Consider the following 20,830-nt stretch of genomic DNA (forward strand, 5'->3'; position numbering starts at 1 on the left):
TCAGAACGCCCGCGAGATCGTCGCCATGACCGCCGCGCCACTGCCGATGTAATAGGTAGGCGGCGAACCGGCGATCACCGTGCCGTTGCGGCCGATCGTGTCCTGCGCATTGGTACTGACCGACTGGACGCCGGCGAGGACGTGGGGATCGGTGACGTTGATCGCGTTGACGCGAAGGTCGGTGCGCTTGCCGTCAAGCCAGTCTGCGAGGTGCATGCCGACCGACAGATCGAGCGTCGCATAGCCCTTGATCCTCTCGTCGTTCATGAAGCTCGCATATTGCCGGCCGATATATTTCGACGCGACGCTGCCGAAGAACCGGCCATCGTCGTAGATCCCGCCGGCGCCGAACTGGACGGTCGGGCTGGATACTGCGTGCTTGCCCCTGGTCGGCAGGAAGTCCGCGCCGACCGGAAGATCGTCGTCGATCCGCGCGCGCAAATACTCGCCGGAAAGGTACAGGCTGACACCCGCGACCGGGCGATAGTCGATCTCCGCATCCACCCCGTACGAAGTCTGGCCGCCGGCGTTGAGCGTCGCGTTGACCTGCGCGCCGCCCTGGTCGATCACGGTAGCCAACTGTCGGTTGCGGAACTTGTAGTGGAAGCCGGTCACCGACGCGGAGAGCTGTTCGCCGATGAAGCGATAGCCGATCTCCTGCGAGACCGAATATTCGTTCTTGAGCGCGTTCGTCCCCTGCACGACCACGTCGCCGCCATAATAGCTGTTGTAGAGCGTGAACTCGTTGGGCGTGCGGAAGTTGGTGGTGATGTTGGCGAACACCTGCTGGCGATCGTCGATCCGGTAGTGGATCGCGGCACGCGGCAAGGCGGCGAAGCTGTCGTTGCGCACCTTGTCCTGCGGTCCGGGCAGGTAATTGCGGCCATTGCGCAGGACGTTGACGCCCTTGAACCCGGCATCGATCGTCAGCCGCGGCGTCAGCGCGATGCTGTCGGCGACAAAGAAGCCCTTCGTCACCGTCACGGTGCGCTGGTTCTCATAGGCGAGCAGGCGCCCGTCGGAGGTGCGGATCGCCTTCGCGCGATAGCCCCAGCGATCGGTCGGCTGCCCGTCTGCGTCGATCGAGGTGTAGGACTGCGTGACGCGGTCGGTGCCGTAGTCGAACCAGAGCCCCGCCGTGAGCGTGTGCGCGCCGGTCCTGAAGGTCAGCTTGCTGACGTTGCCGGTCCTCATTTGGTCGCCGGTGTAATTGCCGAGCACGGTCGCGACGCCGTCGACCGCACCGGGCAGCGCGATCGGCTGTGCCAGTTCCTCGGTGCCGAGGAAATTCCCTTCCGTGGTCAACTGCGTCCCGTAGGGGCGAATTGCCGTAGCCGAACTGAAGATAGGTGGTGGTGTCGAGCGCCAGCCGATCGTTCAGCACGAGGTGCACCGGTGCGGAGGCGTAGAGGTTGCGGAACGGCGCGCGGTACAGGCGCCAATAGTTGGTGTTCCCGGCGGTGTAGCTTCTGTCGTAGTTGAAGCCGCGACCCTGGGCGTTCCACTCGGCAAGTGTCGGGCTCCGGGTAGCTCGACGAGTTCGCATCGTTGTACGACAGCGCGAGACTGGCGCGGTTGCCCGCGCCCCATTCGTTCAGGATCTTGGCGTCGATGTGCTGGCGCGTGTCGTAGCCCGCGCCCCGCCAATTGTCCGCGCGGGTGTTCGAATAGGAGATGAAGGCCTTCAGTCCGGTCTTGCCGATCGTCCCGCTATCGATCCGGAAGAACCCGCGCCGCGCCGCGTAGCTGCCGAGCGACAGGTCGACGAGCGCACCGGGGCGAGCCTTGGGATCGTCGAGCGACAGCGACAACAGACCGCCTGCCCCGCCGAGCGTCGGTGAATCGATATCGACCGAACCTTGGGCCAGCGAGATGCGCTTGAGGTTCTCGGGGTCGGCGAACTGCGACGGATAGGCGAAATAGTAGCCGATGTCGTTCTGCGGCGCGCCTTCCATCAGCACGCCGATCTCGTCCTGGCCGAGTCCGCGCAGCGTGAGGCTCGAACTCGTCGACAGGCCGTACGGGTCGCTCGATGCGACGTTCGCGCCGGGTAGCAGCGTGACGAGCTGAAACGCGTTGAGCGTCGGCGCCTGCTTGACGATGAAGTCGGCGGAGATCGCACTCTGCGCGCGCGGCACCTTCTGGTCGGGGAGCAAACCCGCCGGGTCCTGCTTGCCGACCACCCGGAATTCAGCGGGTTCGACAGGCTCGGACGCGACCTGCGCGCTTGCAGAGGATGCGGCAAGGCTCGCCGAGAGGGTCAGCGCTACCCGGAAAGCTGGGCGGCCACGCGCTATCAACGCGCGCGTCACAACGAAAAACCAGCAATAAAAAACGTCACGTCCACTCCAATCGGAGGGACGACGGGCCAGCCGCAGACCCTCCCTACGCCGGTATAAGCCGGATCAGGTTCAGCGGGTCATGGGCTGTTGCCCACCTCTCAGCCGCACATCAGCGGCCCCCCGGGGATGCGTTTCGCTTAGGCGGTTGGGCGAGTGGTGGAAAGGGCTATCGCGTTGATCTGGCTGGAGTGCCGCACGCGGTGCACCGGCGAACCTCAAGCCCCTCCCCAAGAATGGCGCGCAGCGGCCGGCCTACCCAGAAAACATGCTGTGAAAACAAGGTAGGCCGACCGCCTCTACTGCTCGATCGACGAGCACCACCAGGGTCGGCAAGGGAACGCCAACACCGCGGCGGTGTGACAGTTACGTTGCAACGCGGCATAAAGACTCACCGTATCACAAAATGTCTCGGCTAACGGCGGCGTCGCACGGTCAGGCGCGACCCTCGCGGCGCTTGATCTCGCCCAGCAGCGCCTCGGCCACCGGGTTGCCGACCTCGCCACCCGACTGGTCGTACGCACCTGCAAGCTGTGCGTCCGTCGCGCCCTGCAACAGCGCGTTCACCTCGGCGTTGAAGTCGTCGACTTCGCCCGCGGCGGCATCGGCGGCGTCTTCGCTCGTCACGGCCGGCTCTGCTCCAGCAGCCGGAGCGTGTGCCATCACGGCATCCTGCTTGAAGACGTCGAAGGCTTCGGCGGCCTCGTTGCGCTCCTCGATCGCGATTTCGAGGCGGGTGAACAGGTCGAGCTGCGGTGCGGTGTTTTCCATTCCGCCAGCTTATCCGCGCGAACACGGTCCAGGCAACTCGTTCGCGCACGGCCGCTACCCGAAGCGAGAACGTACCAGGAATCTCTATAATCTAAAGCAACTCGTGAGACTTCCAGCCGGAACGTCCGTTCTGCCTTTCAAGCCGCCGACCTGGACCCAGCGATCGGTAGCAGCAGGGAGAGACCATGACCGCGATCCGAGCCGCCGAACCCTATGACCTGTCCCGGTTGATGGCGTTCGATTCCTTCCCCGGAGACCGGATCGCGGAGATCGTCGAGCGCCGCATGCTGGTAGCCGAAGTGGACGGCGTCATCGCAGGCTATATCGCGTGGCAGACCGGCGGATGCATCGGCAAGGACTATGTGAACAAACTGGTCGTCGATCCCGACTATCGTCGCCACGGGATCGCCCAATCGTTGATAGCCGAACTGAAATCTGTCTTGAGTGGCAGAGTCTTCATCTCGACCGGTGTCGATAACAGCGCCGCTGTGGGACTTTTGACACGCACCAATTGGCAACCAGCCGGGCAGATCGTTGGCTTACGCCCTGCAGACGAAGCGGAAATCTTCTACTACCGAGACCTCTGAGTCGCGGCATTGCCCTTGATGTTTACTACCGACATCAGTTCTCGTGGAATTAAGCGGGCAGGTCGTGAGATTTTTGCGACTAGTCGAGGGACCGACTTGTATCACCAAACGTTTGCGGCGATATAACTCAGACATGCCCCAACGGATGCTCAATCCCGACCAACGGCTTCGCGAGCATCTCGAGGATGCGCTGGCGGAGGCGGATGCGCTCGGCCAGACGGTCGTCGCCGCGTTGATCTCCGAGGCACTCGACGCTTTGGCATACGTCCGCCCCTGAAGGGATCGTCGCGCCAGCCCCGCGAGTTGGGCCATCATGGTAACGTCGCTCTCGCAACCTTCGACTGTAGAATCGCTGGATTCCTGGGCTGAGGCAGTTCGCATACGCCGAATGAACGCGGCAGAAGTCCGACCAACGGGGCGCTACGTCCTTTGCTGGCTGCAACAGGCGTTGCGTGCCCGCGACAATCCGGTGATCGACGCAGCGATCCGCCTCGGCAACGATCTCGGGCTGCCGGTCCTCGTCTATCACGGGCTGCGCGAAGACTTCCCCTACGCGTCCGATCGCCTGCACCGGTTCATTCTCGGCGCAAGCCGCGATCTGGCGCGAGACTGTCGCCAGCGCGGCCTCGCCTGCGTCCAGCATGTCGACCGCGACGACGCGCGCGAGAAAGGCCTGGTCTATCGTCTGGCAGCCGACAGCGCCGCGGTGTTCGTCGAGGACCAGCCGACCTTTGTCGCGCGCTGGCAGTCGGACCGTGTCGCCGCCCGCACCGAAGTCGCGATGTTCGCGGTCAACGCCGCATGCCTGGTACCCCCCGCGCTGCTCGGCGACGGCATCGGCTCGACCACCGCGTTCCGGCGCCGACACGAAGCCGTGCGTGCGGATTGGCTGGCGACCGACGACCTTCAGGCGGACATCGCCGCGTATGACGGCCCCCCTGCCCTTCACGTCCGATCGTCTCGAATCCTGCAGCGACGCCGACCTGGACCGGCTGGTCGAGAACGCGGCGATCGATCATTCGCTTGCGCTCAGTCCGGACTTCCCGGCCGGTCGCGAGGGCGCGCTAAGCAAGCTTGAACGGCTGATGGACATTGTGCTGCCGACCTATGCGACGACCCGCAACGATGCGACCAAGCCGGTCGGTGCGAGCATGCTCTCGCCCTATCTGCATTTCGGCGTGATCGGCCCGCGCGAAGTCATGGCCACCGTCGAAGCCGCCGATGCGCCCGCCGCCGCCAAGACCAAATTCGCCGACGAACTGCTGACATGGCGCGAATGGTTCCACTACCAGGCTCGCGCGCTTCGCTCGCCCGAACGCTACGACCGCGTTTCGGAATGGGCCCGCGAAACGCTGGCCGCTCACGCTTCCGATCCGCGTCCGGAAGTGGAAACGCTCGCCGACCTGCTCAACGGAACCACCCGCGACGAGACCTGGAACGCCTGCCAGCGCCAGTTCCTGGTCGATGGCTGGATGCACAATAATCTGCGGATGTACTGGGCCAAGCGGATCATCGCCCTGACGCCCGATCCCGAGACGGCATGGGCGACCGCCTGCTACCTGAACGACCGGCTCAGTCTCGACGGGCGCGATCCGTCGACCTACGGCAACATCGCGGCGTCGTTCGGTGCAGGATCGCCCGGTCGCGACGGGCCGCCGATCTACGGCAAGGTGCCGACGCGGTCGGACGGCTCGACCCGACACCGCGACGGTGGCCCGGAGTGGCTTCACGCCGCCGCAACGCGTGCCGCGCCCGAACCTACGCTGCCGTCGAGCCTACCGTCCGCACTTTACCTTACGGGCGCACTGCCCATCTAACCCGAGCGCGCGTCGCCGCGCGCTACCGACAGCCCAACCCATTCAACTGCAAGCATGGCGCGCCCGTCAGGCGCAGCGCCGTACACCGGAATTGACCATGACATCGACTGCGCAAGACCGCCCGGAACCTCGTACGACGGGCTATGTCCTGACCAGCAGCGTGACGTTCGCGATGGCCGCCGCTGCCGGCGTCGCGGTCGCCAACATCTATTACAACCAGCCGATGCTCGGCGTGATCGAGAAGGATCTGCCGGGCAAGCTGTCCACGCTGATCCCCACCGCGACGCAATTGGGGTATGCCGCAGGCCTGTTCTTCCTCGTGCCGCTCGGCGACTTGATCGAGCGCAAACGCCTGATCGTGATCCAGTTCGCGGTCCTCGCCGCCTCGCTGGTCGCCGCCGCAGTCGCGCCCACCGCTGGGCTCGTCGTGGCTGCATCGCTGCTGGTCGGTATCGCCTCCACGGTCGCGCAGCAGATCGTTCCGCTAGCCGCCAACCTCGCCGCGCCGGACCGACGCGGGGCAACCGTCGGCACGGTCATGTCGGGCCTGTTATGTGGGATATTGCTGAGCCGAACTCTCGCCGGCTTCGTCGCCACGCATGCCGGTTGGCGCGAGATGTTCTGGCTCGGCGTGCCGATGGCGCTCGCCGTCGGCCTCTGGATGGCGATCAAGCTGCCCCGCAGCCAGCCCGCCGCCGCACTGTCCTATGGCGGCCTCCTCCGCTCGCTCGTCGGGCTGTGGCGCGAGTTCGGTGCCTTGCGGCTGGCGACCGTCACCCAGTCGCTGATCTTCGCCGCATTCACCGCGTTCTGGACCATCCTCGCGCTCAGACTTCAGGAGCCGCGCTATGCGATGGGTGCCGACGTCGCGGGCCTGTTCGGCATCGTCGGCGCAGTCGGCATCTTCGCCGCACCGATCGCCGGTCGGTACGCGGATCGAAAGGGCCCGCATTTGGTAATCGCGCTCGGCGCCGCGCTGACGCTGGTATCGTGGATCCTGTTCGGCGTGTGGACGTCGATCGCGGGCATGGTCGTCGGTGTCATCGTGCTCGATTTCGCCGTCCAGAGCGCGCTCGTCTCCAACCAGCACATCGTCTACGCGCTGCGCCCCCAAGCGAGGGCGCGGCTCAACACGATCTTCATGGGCGGCATGTTCCTGGGCGGCGCGGTCGGGTCCGCCGCGGCGACGCAGGCCTGGGCCGCGGCCGGCTGGTCCGGCGTGGTCATGCTCGGCATCGTGCTGACCGCACTGGCGACGCTGATCCAGACGGTCAGCCTGGTTCGGCGCAAGCGGGCGATCTGACCGACCGCCCGGCGCGCTTACAGTCCGATAGAGTAGAGTGCGTGGTGCGCCAGAATGAACAGCGTACGACGATCGGCGCCACCGATGACGAGTTGCAGCGGACGTTCCGGTACGTCGATACGGCGTAACAGCGTGCCGTCCGGCCGGTAGACGAACACCTGTCCATTGGCGACGTACAGGTTGCCGGCCGCATCGCGCGTCGCGCTCTCGCCGCCGCGCGGTGCGACGACCTTTAGGTCCGTCACCCGGCCATTGTCGCCGACCAGACCGCTATACGTGCGGTTCTCCGATCCGTTGGTCAGCACCACCCGCTCGCCGGGGGGCGCCGTGACGAACCCATAGGAGTCGAGCGTATCGGACCAGCGCCAACCCTGATGATCGTCCGGCCCCTGATTCCACACGCGGAACGCCGGCAGCACCAGCGAACCGTCGGGCGAGACATATTCCTGCGCCTTCGCCTCGCCCATCTTGCCGGTGAAGAAATCGGCGAGCGGTGGATATTGGTACGTCGTAGGATCGATCCGGTCGGCGAACTCGCCGTTCGCCCAGAGGTTGACGGGCAGCACCGTCGCCGCACCGCGTCTCGCCTTGGCGGGGGTCGGTGCGATGACTCGAACGTCAGCCGGCTTGGTCGGATCGATGCTGTAGACGGTCCCGTCTTGCCCGGCCGACGACAGCACCAGCAGATCGCCGGACTTGGCGACCGCGAGGTTGACCGCGTCGAGCGGCGCTTCCGCGACGATCGACAGGCCTTCGGTCTTCGACCAGCCATGGATCCGCTGGAAGCGGCGATCGATGAAGTACAGCTTGCCCTGCGCATCGACCGCGCCGCCGGCGATCGAATAGAAACCGTCGGCCAGTTTCTCGACACCGGGGGTTGCGGGTATCGGGGTTCGGGCTGCCGTGGCCGAAGCTGCCGGCACGTCGAGCTTGGCGAATTCGAGTTCACGCACTTCCTGGCCGCGCGTCATGTCCTTGATGGCGTTCTCGAACGGGAACTTGCTCGCGCGCAGATACTTGCCGCAGCCCTTCGCGTCGCAGCTCGCAAACCCGCTTTCGGCGTTCACGTGGACGTTGCGGAAACGGATATCGCCGGAGTCGTAGAGCTTTACCGCCGCGTCCATCGGCTTGATCGACCGCGTGACGCGGTAGCTGTGATAATTGGCGAACAGGATGTTGCGCGAATTGCGGATCTCGGTGGAAATCGCGTCGACACCGTCGCGCACCTCCTGCTCGGTCTGCGGCGCGAGAAATTCCCAGTTCTCGACGTTGTCGAGGACGATCTCGGCACGGTAATGATGCTCGGCGGAGAGTTCGTAGACGTGGCCGGGAGTCTTGGTGTTCGAGACGTGGAAGCCGGCCGAGGCCAACGTGTTCGGCGACCAGATCGCCGCGAAGGTACCGCCGCCGCCATCGGTCACCCAGATGCTCGGATGCTGGCCATCGAAGCGCGCACGCGGATCGCCGAACCCGATCGGGCTGCCCTTGGTCAGCACGGTGCCGCCGCCGCCCTGGATCTTGACGTCATTGATCATAGACGCCTCGCCCGCCTTCCAGAGCAACGCCGTCGCGCGCGGGTTCACGCCGCCGGTCCAGAGCCCGAGGCCGGAGACGATCGCGTTGCCACCCTTCGCACTCTCCAACAGCGCCTTCGGACCGCCGACGCCCATGTACGCGGGCGTCTCGTCGGGGAGATAGAGATGCGTGAGGCTCGGGTGCAGCGAGATCAGCACGCTGTCAGGCCGTAGCTTCAGCGTGTCGGTGACGCGGTAGCGACCGACCGGGAGATACAGCACGCGGTGCGTGTTGATCGCGCGCTGCAAGGCTGCGGTATCGTCGGTGGTATCGTCACCTTTGACGCCCAAATCACGCACGTTCGCCCATTCGCGCACCGCCGGCATGGCCCGGATCGCCGGCGCGCGTCGAGCGGGCAATCGAGACAGCCGCACGATCGAAACGTCGGTCGCATATTCGCCGATCGTGCCGAGGCCCGCGAGCTTCAGACCGTAGGAAAAGTCGGCGACCCGGTAGGTCGGCCCCGCGGCTGCGACGGTCTTACCGCTATCGCGGAAGCGCGCAAAGGTCGGTGTGTTGCTCGCGACCGCATTGTCGAAGCCGATCTGCGTGAAGACGCTGTTCTCGGCGGAAACGACGATGCCCGCCTGCGATACGTTCTCGAACCGGACGTCCTTGCCCCAGAAGGAATCCGAATAGCCGCGGTCGATCTCGATCCCGATCGGCGTATCGCGGATCGCGACGTTGACGAGGGTCAGGTCGACCTCGTGCTCGCGGATCGCCGCGTCGCGCTGCCCCTGGAACTCCGAATCAAGCAGCGTGAACTGCCAAGCTGGCGAGGTCTTCTCCGACATGATGCCGTAGCGACCGCCGAAGAAGCGCAGATTCTCGAACTCGTTGCCCGCCTGATAGACGCCGGCAAGACCCGAGCCGATATGGAAGTCGATGTGTCGCAGATAGCCGTGCTGCGCGACGCGGAAGCGCACCGCGACCGCGCCGGCATTGCCATCGCCGATCCGGAAATCGACGTTGGACAGCGTGGAATAGAAAGTGCTCGAGGTCGCATCGAAGATCGCCGGATCGAACGGGACGCTGGTACGCGGTGGTACGGGTGCCTTGCCGACGCGGTACTGGTCCTCGCCGGTGAAGCTGACCATCGCCGCCACGCCGGACCCGAAACCCGCGCTGTTGTCTGCGAGGACGATTTCCGGACGAGTCGTGCCGACGCCGAACACGCGGACGGCGGACCGGATGAAGATCGTGCGGGTGATCCGGTAGCGTCCCGATGGCAGGAACACGACGCCGCCATGACCGCCAGCCGCCGCCGCGTCGATCGCCTGCTGGATCGCCGCGCTATCGTCCGCGCGGCCGTCGCCGACGCCTTTCACGGTTACCGCCTGCGGATCGTTGGGTTGGCTGAGATAGACCGAGACCGACCGGGTTGGCGCCGAAGTCTTCGCAACGGCCGGGCTGGCGACAAGAAGCGCCGTTCCGCAGAGCAGCCATTTCGCAACCATCGTCCGTCTCCCGTTATCAGGACAGCAGTCCTACCGTTCGTGGAGGCCCGCTTCATCTGCGACGAAGGTCGTATTCGGAGCCCTCCGATCCTCCCCCACCAGAAGGAGGCCGAAGCTAAGTGTCAGATCGCCAGCGTCTGCGCGACGATCGCAGCCTGCGTCCGGTTGCGGACGTTCAGCTTGCGCATCAGGGCGGTCATGTGGACCTTCACGGTAGCCTCGGCGATGCCGAGATCGAACGCGATCTGCTTGTTAAGCAGGCCCGAATGGACGCCGCGAAGGACCCTGATCTGCGTTGGGGTCAGCCGCGGCGACGCGGCGCAAGAGGCAGCAGCGGTCGCGACCGAAGGTTGGTGCGTATGGTATCCAGGCCGTTCCATGGTCATCCCTCCCTGTGCGCCGGCCGAAATCGCAGCGACCTAGGGCCGAGACGCGGTGGCTGTCGCTGTTGATCCAGTGATCCGTTACGCGGATTCGGTTGGACAGGTTTTGACTATGGGCCGCGCTATCGGACGCAATCAAGCCTTTTTTGTTGTCAGATCGAAAAGACCTGTCGTACAGATATGCAATCATCTCGGCAGGCGAAGGCGCCGCCGACCAACGGGAGGGGCGTGATGTCACGAGCACTGGACGAGCGCGCGCGACTGCGGCCTGTACATTGATGATCAGCCCCGACATGCGACTCGTGATCGCCGCGCTCGCGGGGATATTCCTTGCCGTCCTGATGATCGTTCGCGGTCGACTCCACCCCTTTATCGGCCTGTTGTGCGGCGCGTTCACCGTCGGCCTGCTCGCCGGACTCCCCCTCCCCGATGTCGCCAAGGCGGTGCAGAAGGGGGGTAGGCGACATCATCGGCGGCACGGGGCTGGTCGTCGCACTCGGCCTGTCGCTCGGCGCGATGCTGCATCTGTCGGGTGCGGCGGCGTCGCTTGCAAAGGGCGCGTTGCAGCTGACCGGCAAGCAAGCGGCACCATGGGCGACGCTGGGCATCGCGATCATCGTCGGGCTTCCGCTGTTCTTCGAGACCGGCCTCGTCCTGCTGCTGCCGATCGTCGTCGCGGCCGCCGAGGAAATGACCGGCAAGGACGGCGCAGAACGCGATGCCGCCAAGCTGAGGCTGATCATGCCGGCGCTGGCGGGGCTCGGCGTGGTTCATGCACTCGTGCCTCCGCATCCCGGCCCCCCTGCTCGCGGTCGAGGCGTTGGGCGCCAACCTCGGCAAGACGATGCTCTACGGCATCGCGATCGCCATTCCGACGGCGATCATCTCGGGGCCGCTGCTCGCGAAGTTTACGACGCGCGGCGTGCGGCTGGAAGCGCCGGTGTTGCATGATCCGGGGCTCGGCATCGCCCCGCCGCCGCGGCTGTGGTCGCTGTTGATCGTGCTCCTGCCGGTGCTGATGATCGCGACCGGCGAGCTGGGCCAAATGATCCCGGGTATGAAAGGAACCGCATGGCTCGTCGCCGCGAGCAACCCTGTCGTCGCGCTGCTGCTGACAAACCTCATCGCGCTCCCGCTGCTATTCGGCCGCCGCCTGCGTGAGGCTGCGATTCAGAACGCGGTGTGGCACGAGACGATGGGGGCCGCGGGCGCGATCCTGCTCGCGATCGGCGCGGGCGGCGCGTTGAAGCAGGTGCTGGTGACCGCTGGCCTGTCCGATCTGCTCGCGCGAACCGTACTGATGTATTCGATCTCGCCACTGCTGCTCGGCTGGCTGGTCGCGGTCGGCATACGCCTTGCGGCTGGCTCGGCCACCGTAGCGACGATCACGGCGGTAGGCATCATGCCAGGCGTCGTCGCAAGCTCGGGCGTGTCGCCCGAACTCGTCGTGCTCGCGATCGGCGCGGGGTCGGTGTTCTTCAGTCACGTCAACGATCCCGGCTTCTGGCTCGTCAAAAGCTATGTCGGCACCAGCACCGCGGACACGTTCCGCACCTGGTCGATGCTGGAAACGTCGATCTCGATAGTCGGCCTCGCGTTCGTTCTGGCGCTCAGCCATGTCGTCTGAAACTCCGAGCACCCCGCCGCCGATCGTTCCGGACAAGCCCGCCGCGAACGGCATAAGGCTGGCGGACCGCGCCTATACCGCGATCGTCCAGATCATCCTCGACGACCGGCTCGCGGTCGGCGATCGGCTTCCCGCCGAGGACAAACTCGCCACGATGTTCGGCATGTCGCGCACGATCGTCCGCGAGGCGCTGGCGAGGCTCGCGTCCGACGGCATCACGCAGGCGCGGCGCGGCGCGGGATCCTACGTCAAGCGGCGCCCGTCCGAGCGGCTCGGGTCGCACATGCCGATGGCCGACATCGCGGCGACGCTCGGCACCTACGAAGTGCGCTTCGTACTGGAGGCGGAGGCGGCGCGGCTCGCGGCACAGCGCCGGTCGCATCACCAGATGGACGCGATCGAACACGCGTTGGAGGCATTGCGCACCGCGTTGCTGTCGAACGCGCCCGCGCATGACGAGGACTGGGTGCTGCACCGCGCGATCGCCGAGGCGACTGCCAACGCTGCGTTCCTGCCGGTCTTCGATCATCTCCAGGACGCGGTGATGCGTATTCTCCGGGCCGGTGTCGACATCTCGCGGTCGCGCGCGCCGGAAGTGATCAAGGCCATGATGGACGAGCACGACGCGATCGTCGAAGCCATCCGTGCGCAGGATGCGGACGGCGCGGCGCTGGCGATGCGCTGGCATCTCTCGCAAGGCCGCAAGCGCCTGATGCCCTGACGCGTCAGGCTTCGGCTCACGCGCCGCACCTGCGACCATGGTCGTAGATGATACCGCGCCCAGTATATCGTAGAGAACGACAAGAATGACACGTCGCCAGGCCGGACCACGGCACGCGCCACGTGCGACAAGGGGATAGACGGATGAACAAGGTTACGCGCGGTCGACGCTCAGTCGGATCTTTCAATGTTAACGCAACCAGCATGATCGTGCTGGCCACCGCGTTGCTCTGCGCCCCTGCCGCAGCCCAGACCGTTGCCCCGCCGTCCGACCTGCCCGCTTCGACTCAATCGGCCGATCCGGCAGCGCCGCCCCAGACGCTGACGCCGCAGACCGCCGCAGAAGAGCAGGCCGCGCCGGACAAGGACATCGTCGTCACGGGGTCTCGCATCGTCTCGAGTGGCTATAACGCGCCAACACCGACGACCGTGATCGGCGAGGACCAGATACTCAAGAACGCGCAGCCCAACATCTTCAACGCGGTCGCGCAGTTGCCGTCGCTGCAAGGCTCGACCGGTGCCTCCACCGGCACGTTCAGCACGTCGAGCGGTACGCAAGGACTGAGCTCGTTCTCGTTGCGCGGCCTTGGCCCGATCCGTACGCTGACCCTGCTCGATGGCCAGCGCGTCGTCGGCGCCAACGTCTCCGGCGTGCCCGACATCAGCATGTTCCCGCAGTTGCTGGTCAAGCGCGTCGACGTCGTCACCGGTGGCGCATCGGCCTCCTACGGCTCGGACGCAGTCGGCGGCGTGGTCAACTTCATCACCGATACGCGCTTCAAGGGCTTCAAGGCGAACGTCCAGGGCGGCATCACCAACTATGGCGACGACAAGCAGGGGCCTGGTCCAGGCGGCATTCGGCACGTCGCTGTTCGGCGATAAGCTGCACCTGATCGTCAGCGGCGAATATGACGACGAGGACGGCGTCGGCCCGGGCGATTTCGGCACAGACCTCGCCAAGGGTCGCGACTGGTACCGCGCCACTACGCTCGTCAACACCGGACAAACCAACAATGGCCTGCCGCAGTTCAACTACCGCGACTATGCACAGCCTTATCAATATGCGCGCTACGGCCTGATCAACAACGGCCCGTTGCAGGGCATTGCGTTCGATCAGAGCGGCGCGCCGTATAATTTCAGTTATGGATCGAACGGTCGTCCGACCGGCACCGGCGGCGTCACCAACTGCTTCCCCGCCAACAGCTTCTGCGTCGGCGGCGACCTATCGGGCGCGCCGGGCTCGGGCGCATCGCTCCAATCCTCGCTGGAACGGCTCAACGGCTTCGGGCGGATCGGCTTCGACTTCGCCGAGAACAACGAGGCCTATGTGACGGTCAACCTTGCGCAGGTGAAGACCAGCAACCAGCCTAGCCCGGGGGTATAACCGCCCGAACCTGACCGTGCAGTGCGCCAACCCCCTTCCTGCCGCAGTTGGTGCGGGATCGGTGTGCGACGGCGATCAATCCCGCTACCGGTACTCCAGGGATCACTCAGTTCAACTTCGGTACCAGCAACGGCAACTTCCCCGATCCTTTGGTCCAGACGGACCGGCGCCAGTACCGCTTCGTCGGCGGCCTGAAGGGCAAGTTCGAGATCGGCGGTACGCCCTGGAACTACGACACGTATTACGAACACGGCATCACCCTGGCGGCGATCGACGTCGACAATACCGTGTTGCAGCCGCGCTACGTCGCCGCGACCAACGCGATCACGCTAAACGGCGCGATCGTCTGCGCCGATCCGGTCGCGCGTGCCGCCGGATGCCAGCCGATCAACATCTTCGGCGGTGCGGTGCCGTCGGCATCGGCGCTCGCCTATGTAACGCCTGCCAATGGCCCACTCCAGCGCACCAAGCTGACGCAGGACGTCGCCAGCCTCAACTTCTCCGGCGAGCCGCTCAACCTGTGGGCCGGGCCGTTGTCGGTTGCCTTCGGTGGCGAGTATCGTCGTGAATTCTACCGCGTTCACGGCGACCCCTATGGTGCGGGCGTCACCGCACTCAGTCCGAACAGCACAGCCTATCCCGCCGATCCGCTGCTGAATTCCGCGCTGGGCAGCAACTGGGCAGCCGGCAACTACAAGAACGGCCGCGGCAAGTACGAGGTGTATGAGGGATTCCTCGAACTCAACCTGCCGTTGTTCAACAGCGAAAAGATCGGCCGCGCAAACCTCAACGGCGCGGGCCGCGTGACGCATTACAGCACGTCGGGCACGGTCTGGGCGTGGAAGGCCGGCGGCACCTGGGATACGCCGCTCGACGGCATCCGGTTGCGCGCCGTCACGTCACGCGACGTCCGTGCGCCGAACCTGTCCGAACTGTTCGCCGCACCGACCGTCACCACGCTGCCGAACTTTACCAATCCGTTTTCCGGTAGCGGCGTGCAGGCGTTCCAGAACACCGTCGGTAACCCAGATCTGAAGCCGGAAATCGCGCGCAATACCGAGGTCGGTATCGTCCTGTCACACCCGTCATGGGCACCGGGTCTCGGTCTGTCGTTCGACTATTACAAGATCAAGCTAGACGGCGTCGTCTCGACACTGTCGCCCGATCAGATCGTCCGCTTCTGCTTCGAGGGCAATCAAGCGTTCTGCGGCGGCTTCGTGCTGAACAGCCCGACCCAGGGCGGCAATTTCATCAACGTCCAGCCGTTCAATCTGGCATCGTGGAAGACCAGCGGGTTCGACATCGAGGCGAGCTATCAGTGGAAGAAGCCACTCGGCATCCCCGGCAACTTCACGCTCCGCGTGCTGGGTACGCATGTGAAGGAGTTCCTCGTCGACGCCGGGATCGCCGGTGTTGACGTGGTCGACCAGGCCGGGGCCAACAACGGCGCGACGCCGGATTGGAAGTGGTTGGCGACGCAGAGCTACGACAACGACGTCTTCAGCCTCAACCTGCAGGAGCGCTGGTTCTCGGACGGCGTGTTCGGCAATCAATATGTCGTGTGCACCAGCGCTTGCCCGGTCTCGACCGCCAACCACCCGACCATCGACTATAACACGATGAAGGGTGCCTTCTATTTCGACCTCGGCGGTTCGGTGAACCTGACCAAGCAGGTCAGCATGTTCTTCAAGGTCGACAATCTGTTCGATCACGACCCAGAGCCCGCGCCGCAGACCAATACCGGCCTGGACGTGAACCCGGCCCTGTACGACACGCTCGGCCGCTTCTACCGCCTGGGCGTCCGCGCCCGGTTCTGATCGACCTGTCCCCGGTAGCGGTTGCTATCGGGGAGCGTCCCAAGACCGTGCCAACGTGACCGATGGGCAAACGACCCGTGTCGAACGAAGACGGATCAGCCCTCGCTTTGCCAACCCGCACGGAGCGGCAGGCGCAGGACGCGGTCGTTCGCGGTCATGAACAACGCCCGCCCCCGTTCCCCGAACGCGCAGTTGGCGATCGGCGCGCCGGTCGTCACCAGCGCGAGCGGCTCTGCATCGGGCGTCATGAACATCATCCCGCCGGGCACCGAGCACACGAGCGTTCCATCCCGCGCGACCTTCATGCCGTCGGGCAATCCAGCCCCGCCCCGCGCCTTCATCACCTTGGCATCGAGCAGCACCCGGGCATTGCGCACGCCCTTGGCATCGAGGTCGTAGACCATGATCCGGGGGTGCGGTTTCGTCCGACACCGATACGTAGAGTCGCGTCTCGTCGGGGGACAGCGCGATACCATTCGGTCGCGTCAGGCTTCCCTCCAGCAGTTCGACCACGCCACCGGGACGCAGCCGATAGACGCCGTTCACCGACATTTCCTTCAGCGGCGAGGTATCGCCTTCGGTCAAGCCGTAAGGCGGATCGGTGAAGTAGATCGTCCCGTCGCGCGCGACGTGCATGTCGTTCGGGCTGTTGAACCGCTTGCCCTGATACCGGTCGATCGCCACCTCGCGTCGCCGCGTAACCAGATCGACCCGGTCGATCGAACGCCCACCACTGTTCGCGATCAGTAGCCGGCCTGCGTGGTCGAGCGTCAGTCCGTTCGCACCCGGCTCGCGGATGAACTTCGGATCGGTGCCCGCTGCTCCCGACGGATCGAGGAACGGCATGGCCGGTCCACCCTTGCGCCAGCGACGAACGATATTGGCCGGGGGGTCGGAGAACAGCAGATATTGGCCGGCTTCCACCCATACCGGCCCCTCCGCCCAGCGAATGCCGGTCGCGATCGTCTCGACCCGCGTGCCAGGCGCGACCATCCGGTCGAACGCCGGCGATATCCGCTGGATACGCGGCTCGGCGGCGGGGCCAGCACCAAAAGCAGGCGCGGCGACCATCGCCATCGCTCCGAACAGGATGTCGCGACGTCCCGGCCGGAACGTGCCCTTCGCGCGACGCTCGAGGCCGATCTGTTTCATAGTCGATAGGCCTGCTTGACCAGATCGTAGGCGAGCGCTCGGGCAACCTCGTGCGCTTCATCCTCTTCGAGCCGGTGTTCGGCGACGAGTTTCGCCAGGAAGGCACAGTCCATCCGGCGCGCGACGTCGTGCCGCGCGGGGATCGATAGGAAGGCGCGCGTGTCGTCGTTGAAGCCGACCGTGTTGTAGAAGCCGGCAGTCTCCGTCGCCCGCTCGCGGAAGCGGCGCATCCCCTCCGGACTGTCGTGGAACCACCAGGGCGGGCCGAGCCGCAGCGACGGGTAATGGCCGGCGAGCGGCGCGAGTTCGCGGGAATAGGTGTCCTCGTCCAGCGTGAACAGGATCAGCGTCAGGCGGGGGTCATTGCCGAACCGGTCGAGCAGCGGTTTCAATGCGCGGACGAACTCGCCTGGAAGCGGAATGTCGCCACCCTTGTCGCGACCGAAGCGCGCGAGCACCGAGGCGTTGTGGCTGCGCGAGACGGCGGGGTGGAGCTGCATCACCATGCCGTCCTCGACCGACATCGCCGCCATCTCGGTCAGCATCTGCGCGCGGAAGAGTTCGGCGTCTGCGGCGGTCGGCTGCGCCATGACGCGCGCATAGAGCGCCTCGGCTTCGGCGGGCGTCAGGTCCGCCGTCGCGGCCGACGGGTGACCGTGATCGGTCGAGGTCGCGCCGGCATCGCGGAAGCGCGCGCGGTGGAAGCGGTGCGCCGCAAGATAGCCCGCGTAGCTGCCGACGTCTTCGCCCGCAGTCTCGCCGAAGCGGCGGACGTTGGCGGCAAAGCCCGGCGTGTCGGGATCGACGACCGGATCGGGGCGATACGCCGTGACGACGCGGCCGTTCCAATCGCTCGCGCGGATCGCGGCGTGATGCTCCAGCGGGTCGAGCGGGCTTTCGGTGGTTGCGATCAGTTCGATCCCGAACCGGTCGAACAGCGCGCGCGGGCGGAACTCGGGCGTCTTCAGCGCGGCATCGATCGTGTCGAAATACAGGTCCGCAGTCGCGGGTTCGAGGCGGACGTCGATGCCGAACGCCTCGGCGAACACCCAGTCGAGCCACATCCGCGATGGCGTGCCGCGGAACAGATGGTAGTTCGCCGCGAAGATCTTCCAGATCGCGCGCGGATCGCTCTCGGTCGGACTGCCATCTACCGTCGGCACACCGAGCGCTTCGAGCGGCACGCCCTGGCTGTAGAGCATCCGGAACACATAATGATCGGGGACGATCAGCAGCGAGGCGGGATCGCTGAACGCCTCGTTCCCCGCGAACCAAGCCGGATCGGTATGGCCGTGCGGGCTGACGATCGGCAGGTCCTTGACCCCGGCATGTAGCGCGCGGGCGATGTCGCGGGTGCGGCCTTCGCTGGGAAACAGGCGGTCGGGGTGGAGACGTAGCGGATGGGTCATGCGAGGCGTTCCGGATCGACGGGAGTATAATGCGGTACGAGCAGGTGGATAACCAGCAACGCGACGAAATAGGCGCATCCGGCGACCACGAAGATCGGGCCATAGCTGCCGACGCCGGCGAGGATCGTGCCCGCGAACTTGGCCATCAGCATGCCGCCGAATGCGCCCGCGAGCCCGCCGAGACCGATCACCGATCCGCCCATGCCGCGCGGAAACAGGTCGCCGGGGATTGCGTACACGTTGGCGGAGAAGCCCTGGTGACACGCGCACGCTAATCCAATCGCAGCGACTGCCCACCATAGCCCGGGAGCCTGCGCGGCGAAGATGATCGGCAGAGCGAACAATGCGCAGGCGAACAACGCCGTCTTTCGCGCGCGGTTCGGCGTCTGGCCGCATGCCAGCAGCCGCGACGAGAACCAGCCGCCCGCGACCGATCCGACATCCGCCAGCACGTACACAGCGACCAGCGGCGGGCCAAAATCGAGCATCTTCACGCCGTATTGCCGGTTGAAGAAGTCGGGCAGCCAGAACAGGAAGGTCCACCACACCGGATCGATTAGGAACCGACCGAGCATATAGGCCCAGGTCTGTCGCAACCGCAGCAGCGTGCGCCAGCGGACCGGCTTGGCGGCGGGCACCGGGTCGGCCTCAATCCACGCCAGCTCCTCAGGTGTCACGCGCGGGTGCTTGCGCGGCGATCGATAGAAGGCGAGCCAGGCGACCAACCAGATCACGGTCAGCGCGCCGGTCGCGATGAACGCCATCCGCCAGCCGAACGTCACCGCGATCATGGGCACGATCAACGGCGTGAGGATCGCGCCGACGTTCGAGCCGGCGTTGAAAATGCCGATCGCCAGCGCACGCTCGCGTTGCGGAAACCATTCGTTCGCAGCCGCCAGCGCGGCGGGAAACGCACCAGCCTCGCCAATCGCAAGCGGGATGCGCGCGAAGATCATCATGCCCGCGCTCGTGAACAGCGCGTGCGCGACATGCCCGATCGTCCACAGCGTCACCGCGACCGCATAGCCGATCTTCGCGCCTACCCGGTCGACGAACCGCCCGAACAGCACATAGGCAATGCCGTACGCCGCCTGGAATGCGATCGCGAGATCGGCATAGCCCCTGCTCGCTCCAGTTATAGCGCGCCTGGAGTTCGGGTTTCAGCACCGGCAGCACGAGCCGGTCGATATAGCTCAGCGCGACGGCAGCGAAGAGCAATGCACAGACGATCCACCGCACTTTGCCGCGCGGCTTCTCGATCGTGGTGGCGGCGGTCACCAGTTGCACAGCGTGCCATCCTCGAGACGCGCGACCGGGAGATACGCGCGCTTATAGTCGTAGGTCGCGGCAAGCTCCTCGTCGATGTCGACACCAAGCCCCGGCGCCTCCCCGGATGCATCATGCCGTCGTCGAAGCTGTACGCGTGCGGGAAGACCGCATCGGTCTCGTCGGTGTGCGGCATATGCTCCTGCACGCCAAAATTGGGCACCGACAGCCCGAAATGCAGCGCCGCCGCCATCGCGACCGGCGACAGGTCGGTCGCGCCGTGGCACCCGGTCCGCACCTGATACAAATCCGCAAGCGAAGCGATCCGGCGCAGATGCGTGATCCCGCCGGCATGCACGACGGTCGCGCGGATATAGTCGATCAGCTGGTTCTGGATCAGGTCCTTCGCGTCCCAGATCGAATTGAACACCTCGCCCACCGCGATCGGCGTCGTCGTGTGGTGGCGGATCAGCTTGAACGCCTCCTGGTTCTCGGCCGGCGTCGGATCCTCGATCCAGAACAGATTATACGGCTCGAGCGCCTTGCCCAGCCGCCCCGCCTCGATCGGCGTCAGCCGGTGGTGGATATCGTGGAGCAAATGCACGTCCCAGCCCATTGCCTCGCGCGCCACCTTGAACAATTCGGGGACGACGCGGAGGTATTTCTCGGTCGACCACACGCTCTCGCTCGGCAGGTCGGCATCGGCGGGCTCGTAGCGTGCGCCATGCTTGGCGACACCGTAGGTCGAGGCGAGCCCCGGCACGCCGCATTGCAGCCGGATCGCCTTGTAGCCCTTCGCCTGCTCGGCCTTTGCGACCGCGATCGTGTCCTCGATCGTGGTGCCGTTGGCGTGCGCGTAGACCATGCACGCATCGCGCGCCGCGCCGCCGAGCAACTGGTACACCGGCATGCCCGCAAGCTTGCCCTTGATGTCCCAGAGCGCGGTGTCGACCGCAGCGATCGCCGCCATCGTCACCGGGCCGCGCCGCCAATACGCGCCCTTGTAGAGATACTGCCAGACGTCCTCGATCCGGTGCGCGTCGCGACCGATCAGGCACGGCACGACGTGATCGGTCAGGTAGCTGGCGACGCTCAACTCGCGGCCGTTGAGCGTGGCATCACCGAGCCCGGTGGTACCATCGTCGCATTCGATCTTCAGCGTGACGAAGTTGCGGCCCGGACAGGTGACGATGACGCGGGCGGAAACGATCTTGGGCATCGCG

At 65.6% G+C, this 20,830-nt stretch carries 12 protein-coding genes, 5 pseudogenes and 1 riboswitch; of the genes and pseudogenes, 9 read left to right on the forward strand and 8 right to left on the reverse strand.

The window, feature by feature from the left end; translation table 11 throughout:
- Both NHF48_RS09700 and NHF48_RS09705 read right to left on the reverse strand, forming a co-directional pair.
- A pseudogene (locus tag NHF48_RS09700) lies at positions 1-2,312 on the reverse strand (TonB-dependent receptor).
- A gap of 53 nt (positions 2,313-2,365) precedes the next feature.
- Positions 2,366-2,475, reverse strand: a riboswitch (TPP riboswitch).
- Positions 2,476-2,774: 299 nt separating this feature from the next.
- Entirely contained in the window at positions 2,775-3,110 is a 336-nt protein-coding gene (locus NHF48_RS09705) for a hypothetical protein (RefSeq protein WP_253070992.1), read from the reverse strand.
- A gap of 185 nt (positions 3,111-3,295) precedes the next feature.
- Here NHF48_RS09705 and NHF48_RS09710 point away from each other — a divergent pair, with 185 nt between their 5' ends.
- The 4 genes from NHF48_RS09710 (at position 3,296) to NHF48_RS09725 (ending at position 6,817) form a co-directional block, all read left to right on the forward strand.
- The gene (locus NHF48_RS09710) at positions 3,296-3,697 is read left to right on the forward strand and encodes a GNAT family N-acetyltransferase (RefSeq protein ID WP_136190955.1); all 402 of its coding nucleotides are present in this window, start codon (positions 3,296-3,298) and stop codon (positions 3,695-3,697) included.
- A gap of 145 nt (positions 3,698-3,842) precedes the next feature.
- Positions 3,843-3,974 carry a hypothetical protein gene (locus NHF48_RS09715; protein WP_263816829.1) on the forward strand — a complete coding sequence of 44 codons (132 nt, stop codon included), beginning with the start codon at positions 3,843-3,845 and terminating at the stop codon, positions 3,972-3,974.
- Between the two features lie 111 nt (positions 3,975-4,085).
- A complete protein-coding gene (locus NHF48_RS09720) occupies positions 4,086-4,775 on the forward strand; it encodes a deoxyribodipyrimidine photo-lyase (protein ID WP_253070993.1) in 690 nt (229 codons plus the stop codon).
- Between the two features lie 836 nt (positions 4,776-5,611).
- Positions 5,612-6,817 (forward strand): MFS transporter, encoded by a 1,206-nt coding sequence (locus tag NHF48_RS09725; RefSeq protein ID WP_253070994.1) that lies wholly within the window; start codon positions 5,612-5,614, stop codon positions 6,815-6,817.
- A gap of 17 nt (positions 6,818-6,834) precedes the next feature.
- Here NHF48_RS09725 and NHF48_RS09730 read toward each other — a convergent pair whose 3' ends face one another.
- Both NHF48_RS09730 and NHF48_RS09735 read right to left on the reverse strand, forming a co-directional pair.
- On the reverse strand, positions 6,835-9,849 hold the full coding sequence (locus NHF48_RS09730) for a glycosyl hydrolase family 28-related protein (RefSeq protein ID WP_253070995.1): 3,015 nt from the start codon (positions 9,847-9,849) through the stop codon (positions 6,835-6,837).
- 122 nt (positions 9,850-9,971) lie between these two features.
- The gene (locus NHF48_RS09735; protein WP_253070996.1) at positions 9,972-10,229 is read right to left on the reverse strand and encodes a helix-turn-helix domain-containing protein; all 258 of its coding nucleotides are present in this window, start codon (positions 10,227-10,229) and stop codon (positions 9,972-9,974) included.
- Between the two features lie 344 nt (positions 10,230-10,573).
- Here NHF48_RS09735 and NHF48_RS24940 point away from each other — a divergent pair.
- The 5 genes and pseudogenes from NHF48_RS24940 to NHF48_RS09750 form a co-directional block, all read left to right on the forward strand.
- A pseudogene (locus NHF48_RS24940) lies at positions 10,574-10,618 on the forward strand (hypothetical protein); the annotation flags it as partial.
- A gap of 43 nt (positions 10,619-10,661) precedes the next feature.
- Positions 10,662-11,183 carry a GntT/GntP/DsdX family permease gene (locus NHF48_RS24945; RefSeq protein ID WP_342454618.1) on the forward strand — a complete coding sequence of 174 codons (522 nt, stop codon included), beginning with the start codon at positions 10,662-10,664 and terminating at the stop codon, positions 11,181-11,183.
- Positions 11,077-11,859: a GntT/GntP/DsdX family permease gene (locus tag NHF48_RS24950; RefSeq protein WP_342454738.1), complete on the forward strand. Its 783-nt coding sequence runs from the start codon at positions 11,077-11,079 to the stop codon at positions 11,857-11,859. Before NHF48_RS24945 ends, NHF48_RS24950 begins: the two co-directional genes overlap by 107 nt.
- Positions 11,849-12,580: a FadR/GntR family transcriptional regulator gene (locus tag NHF48_RS09745; protein WP_253070997.1), complete on the forward strand. Its 732-nt coding sequence runs from the start codon at positions 11,849-11,851 to the stop codon at positions 12,578-12,580. The genes NHF48_RS24950 and NHF48_RS09745 overlap by 11 nt, the downstream gene beginning before the upstream one ends.
- Before the next feature lie 203 nt (positions 12,581-12,783).
- Positions 12,784-15,780 (forward strand): annotated as a pseudogene (locus tag NHF48_RS09750) (TonB-dependent receptor plug domain-containing protein).
- Positions 15,781-15,804: 24 nt separating this feature from the next.
- Here NHF48_RS09750 and NHF48_RS25920 read toward each other — a convergent pair.
- The 4 genes and pseudogenes from NHF48_RS25920 to manD form a co-directional block, all read right to left on the reverse strand.
- On the reverse strand, positions 15,805-16,932 hold the full coding sequence (locus NHF48_RS25920) for an SMP-30/gluconolactonase/LRE family protein (RefSeq protein ID WP_446741140.1): 1,128 nt from the start codon (positions 16,930-16,932) through the stop codon (positions 15,805-15,807).
- Positions 16,929-18,341 (reverse strand): glucuronate isomerase, encoded by a 1,413-nt coding sequence (uxaC, locus tag NHF48_RS09765; protein ID WP_253070998.1) that lies wholly within the window; start codon positions 18,339-18,341, stop codon positions 16,929-16,931. Before uxaC ends, NHF48_RS25920 begins: the two co-directional genes overlap by 4 nt.
- A pseudogene (locus tag NHF48_RS09770) lies at positions 18,338-19,619 on the reverse strand (MFS transporter). The gene uxaC and the pseudogene NHF48_RS09770 overlap by 4 nt, the downstream one beginning before the upstream one ends.
- A pseudogene (gene manD, locus NHF48_RS09775) lies at positions 19,616-20,826 on the reverse strand (D-mannonate dehydratase ManD). Before manD ends, NHF48_RS09770 begins: the two co-directional pseudogenes overlap by 4 nt.
- Positions 20,827-20,830: the final 4 nt, after the last annotated feature.

The organism is Sphingomonas sp. H160509 (assembly GCF_024124765.2).
Lineage (GTDB): Bacteria > Pseudomonadota > Alphaproteobacteria > Sphingomonadales > Sphingomonadaceae > Sphingomonas.

What these genes read in the sequence shown, in the direction of transcription:
- NHF48_RS09725 (WP_253070994.1), top strand. Translation starts at nt 5,612, where the DNA reads ATGACATCGACTGCGCAAGACCGCCCGGAACCTCGTACGACGGGCTAT.
- NHF48_RS24950 (WP_342454738.1), top strand. Translation starts at nt 11,077, where the DNA reads ATGCTCTACGGCATCGCGATCGCCATTCCGACGGCGATCATCTCGGGG.
- NHF48_RS24945 (WP_342454618.1), top strand. Translation starts at nt 10,662, where the DNA reads ATGTCGCCAAGGCGGTGCAGAAGGGGGGTAGGCGACATCATCGGCGGC.
- NHF48_RS09735 (WP_253070996.1), bottom strand. Translation starts at nt 10,229, where the DNA reads ATGGAACGGCCTGGATACCATACGCACCAACCTTCGGTCGCGACCGCT.
- NHF48_RS25920 (WP_446741140.1), bottom strand. Translation starts at nt 16,932, where the DNA reads ATGAAACAGATCGGCCTCGAGCGTCGCGCGAAGGGCACGTTCCGGCCG.
- NHF48_RS09705 (WP_253070992.1), bottom strand. Translation starts at nt 3,110, where the DNA reads ATGGAAAACACCGCACCGCAGCTCGACCTGTTCACCCGCCTCGAAATC.
- NHF48_RS09730 (WP_253070995.1), bottom strand. Translation starts at nt 9,849, where the DNA reads ATGGTTGCGAAATGGCTGCTCTGCGGAACGGCGCTTCTTGTCGCCAGC.
- NHF48_RS09745 (WP_253070997.1), top strand. Translation starts at nt 11,849, where the DNA reads ATGTCGTCTGAAACTCCGAGCACCCCGCCGCCGATCGTTCCGGACAAG.
- uxaC (WP_253070998.1), bottom strand. Translation starts at nt 18,341, where the DNA reads ATGACCCATCCGCTACGTCTCCACCCCGACCGCCTGTTTCCCAGCGAA.
- NHF48_RS09720 (WP_253070993.1), top strand. Translation starts at nt 4,086, where the DNA reads ATGAACGCGGCAGAAGTCCGACCAACGGGGCGCTACGTCCTTTGCTGG.
- NHF48_RS09710 (WP_136190955.1), top strand. Translation starts at nt 3,296, where the DNA reads ATGACCGCGATCCGAGCCGCCGAACCCTATGACCTGTCCCGGTTGATG.
- NHF48_RS09715 (WP_263816829.1), top strand. Translation starts at nt 3,843, where the DNA reads ATGCTCAATCCCGACCAACGGCTTCGCGAGCATCTCGAGGATGCGCTG.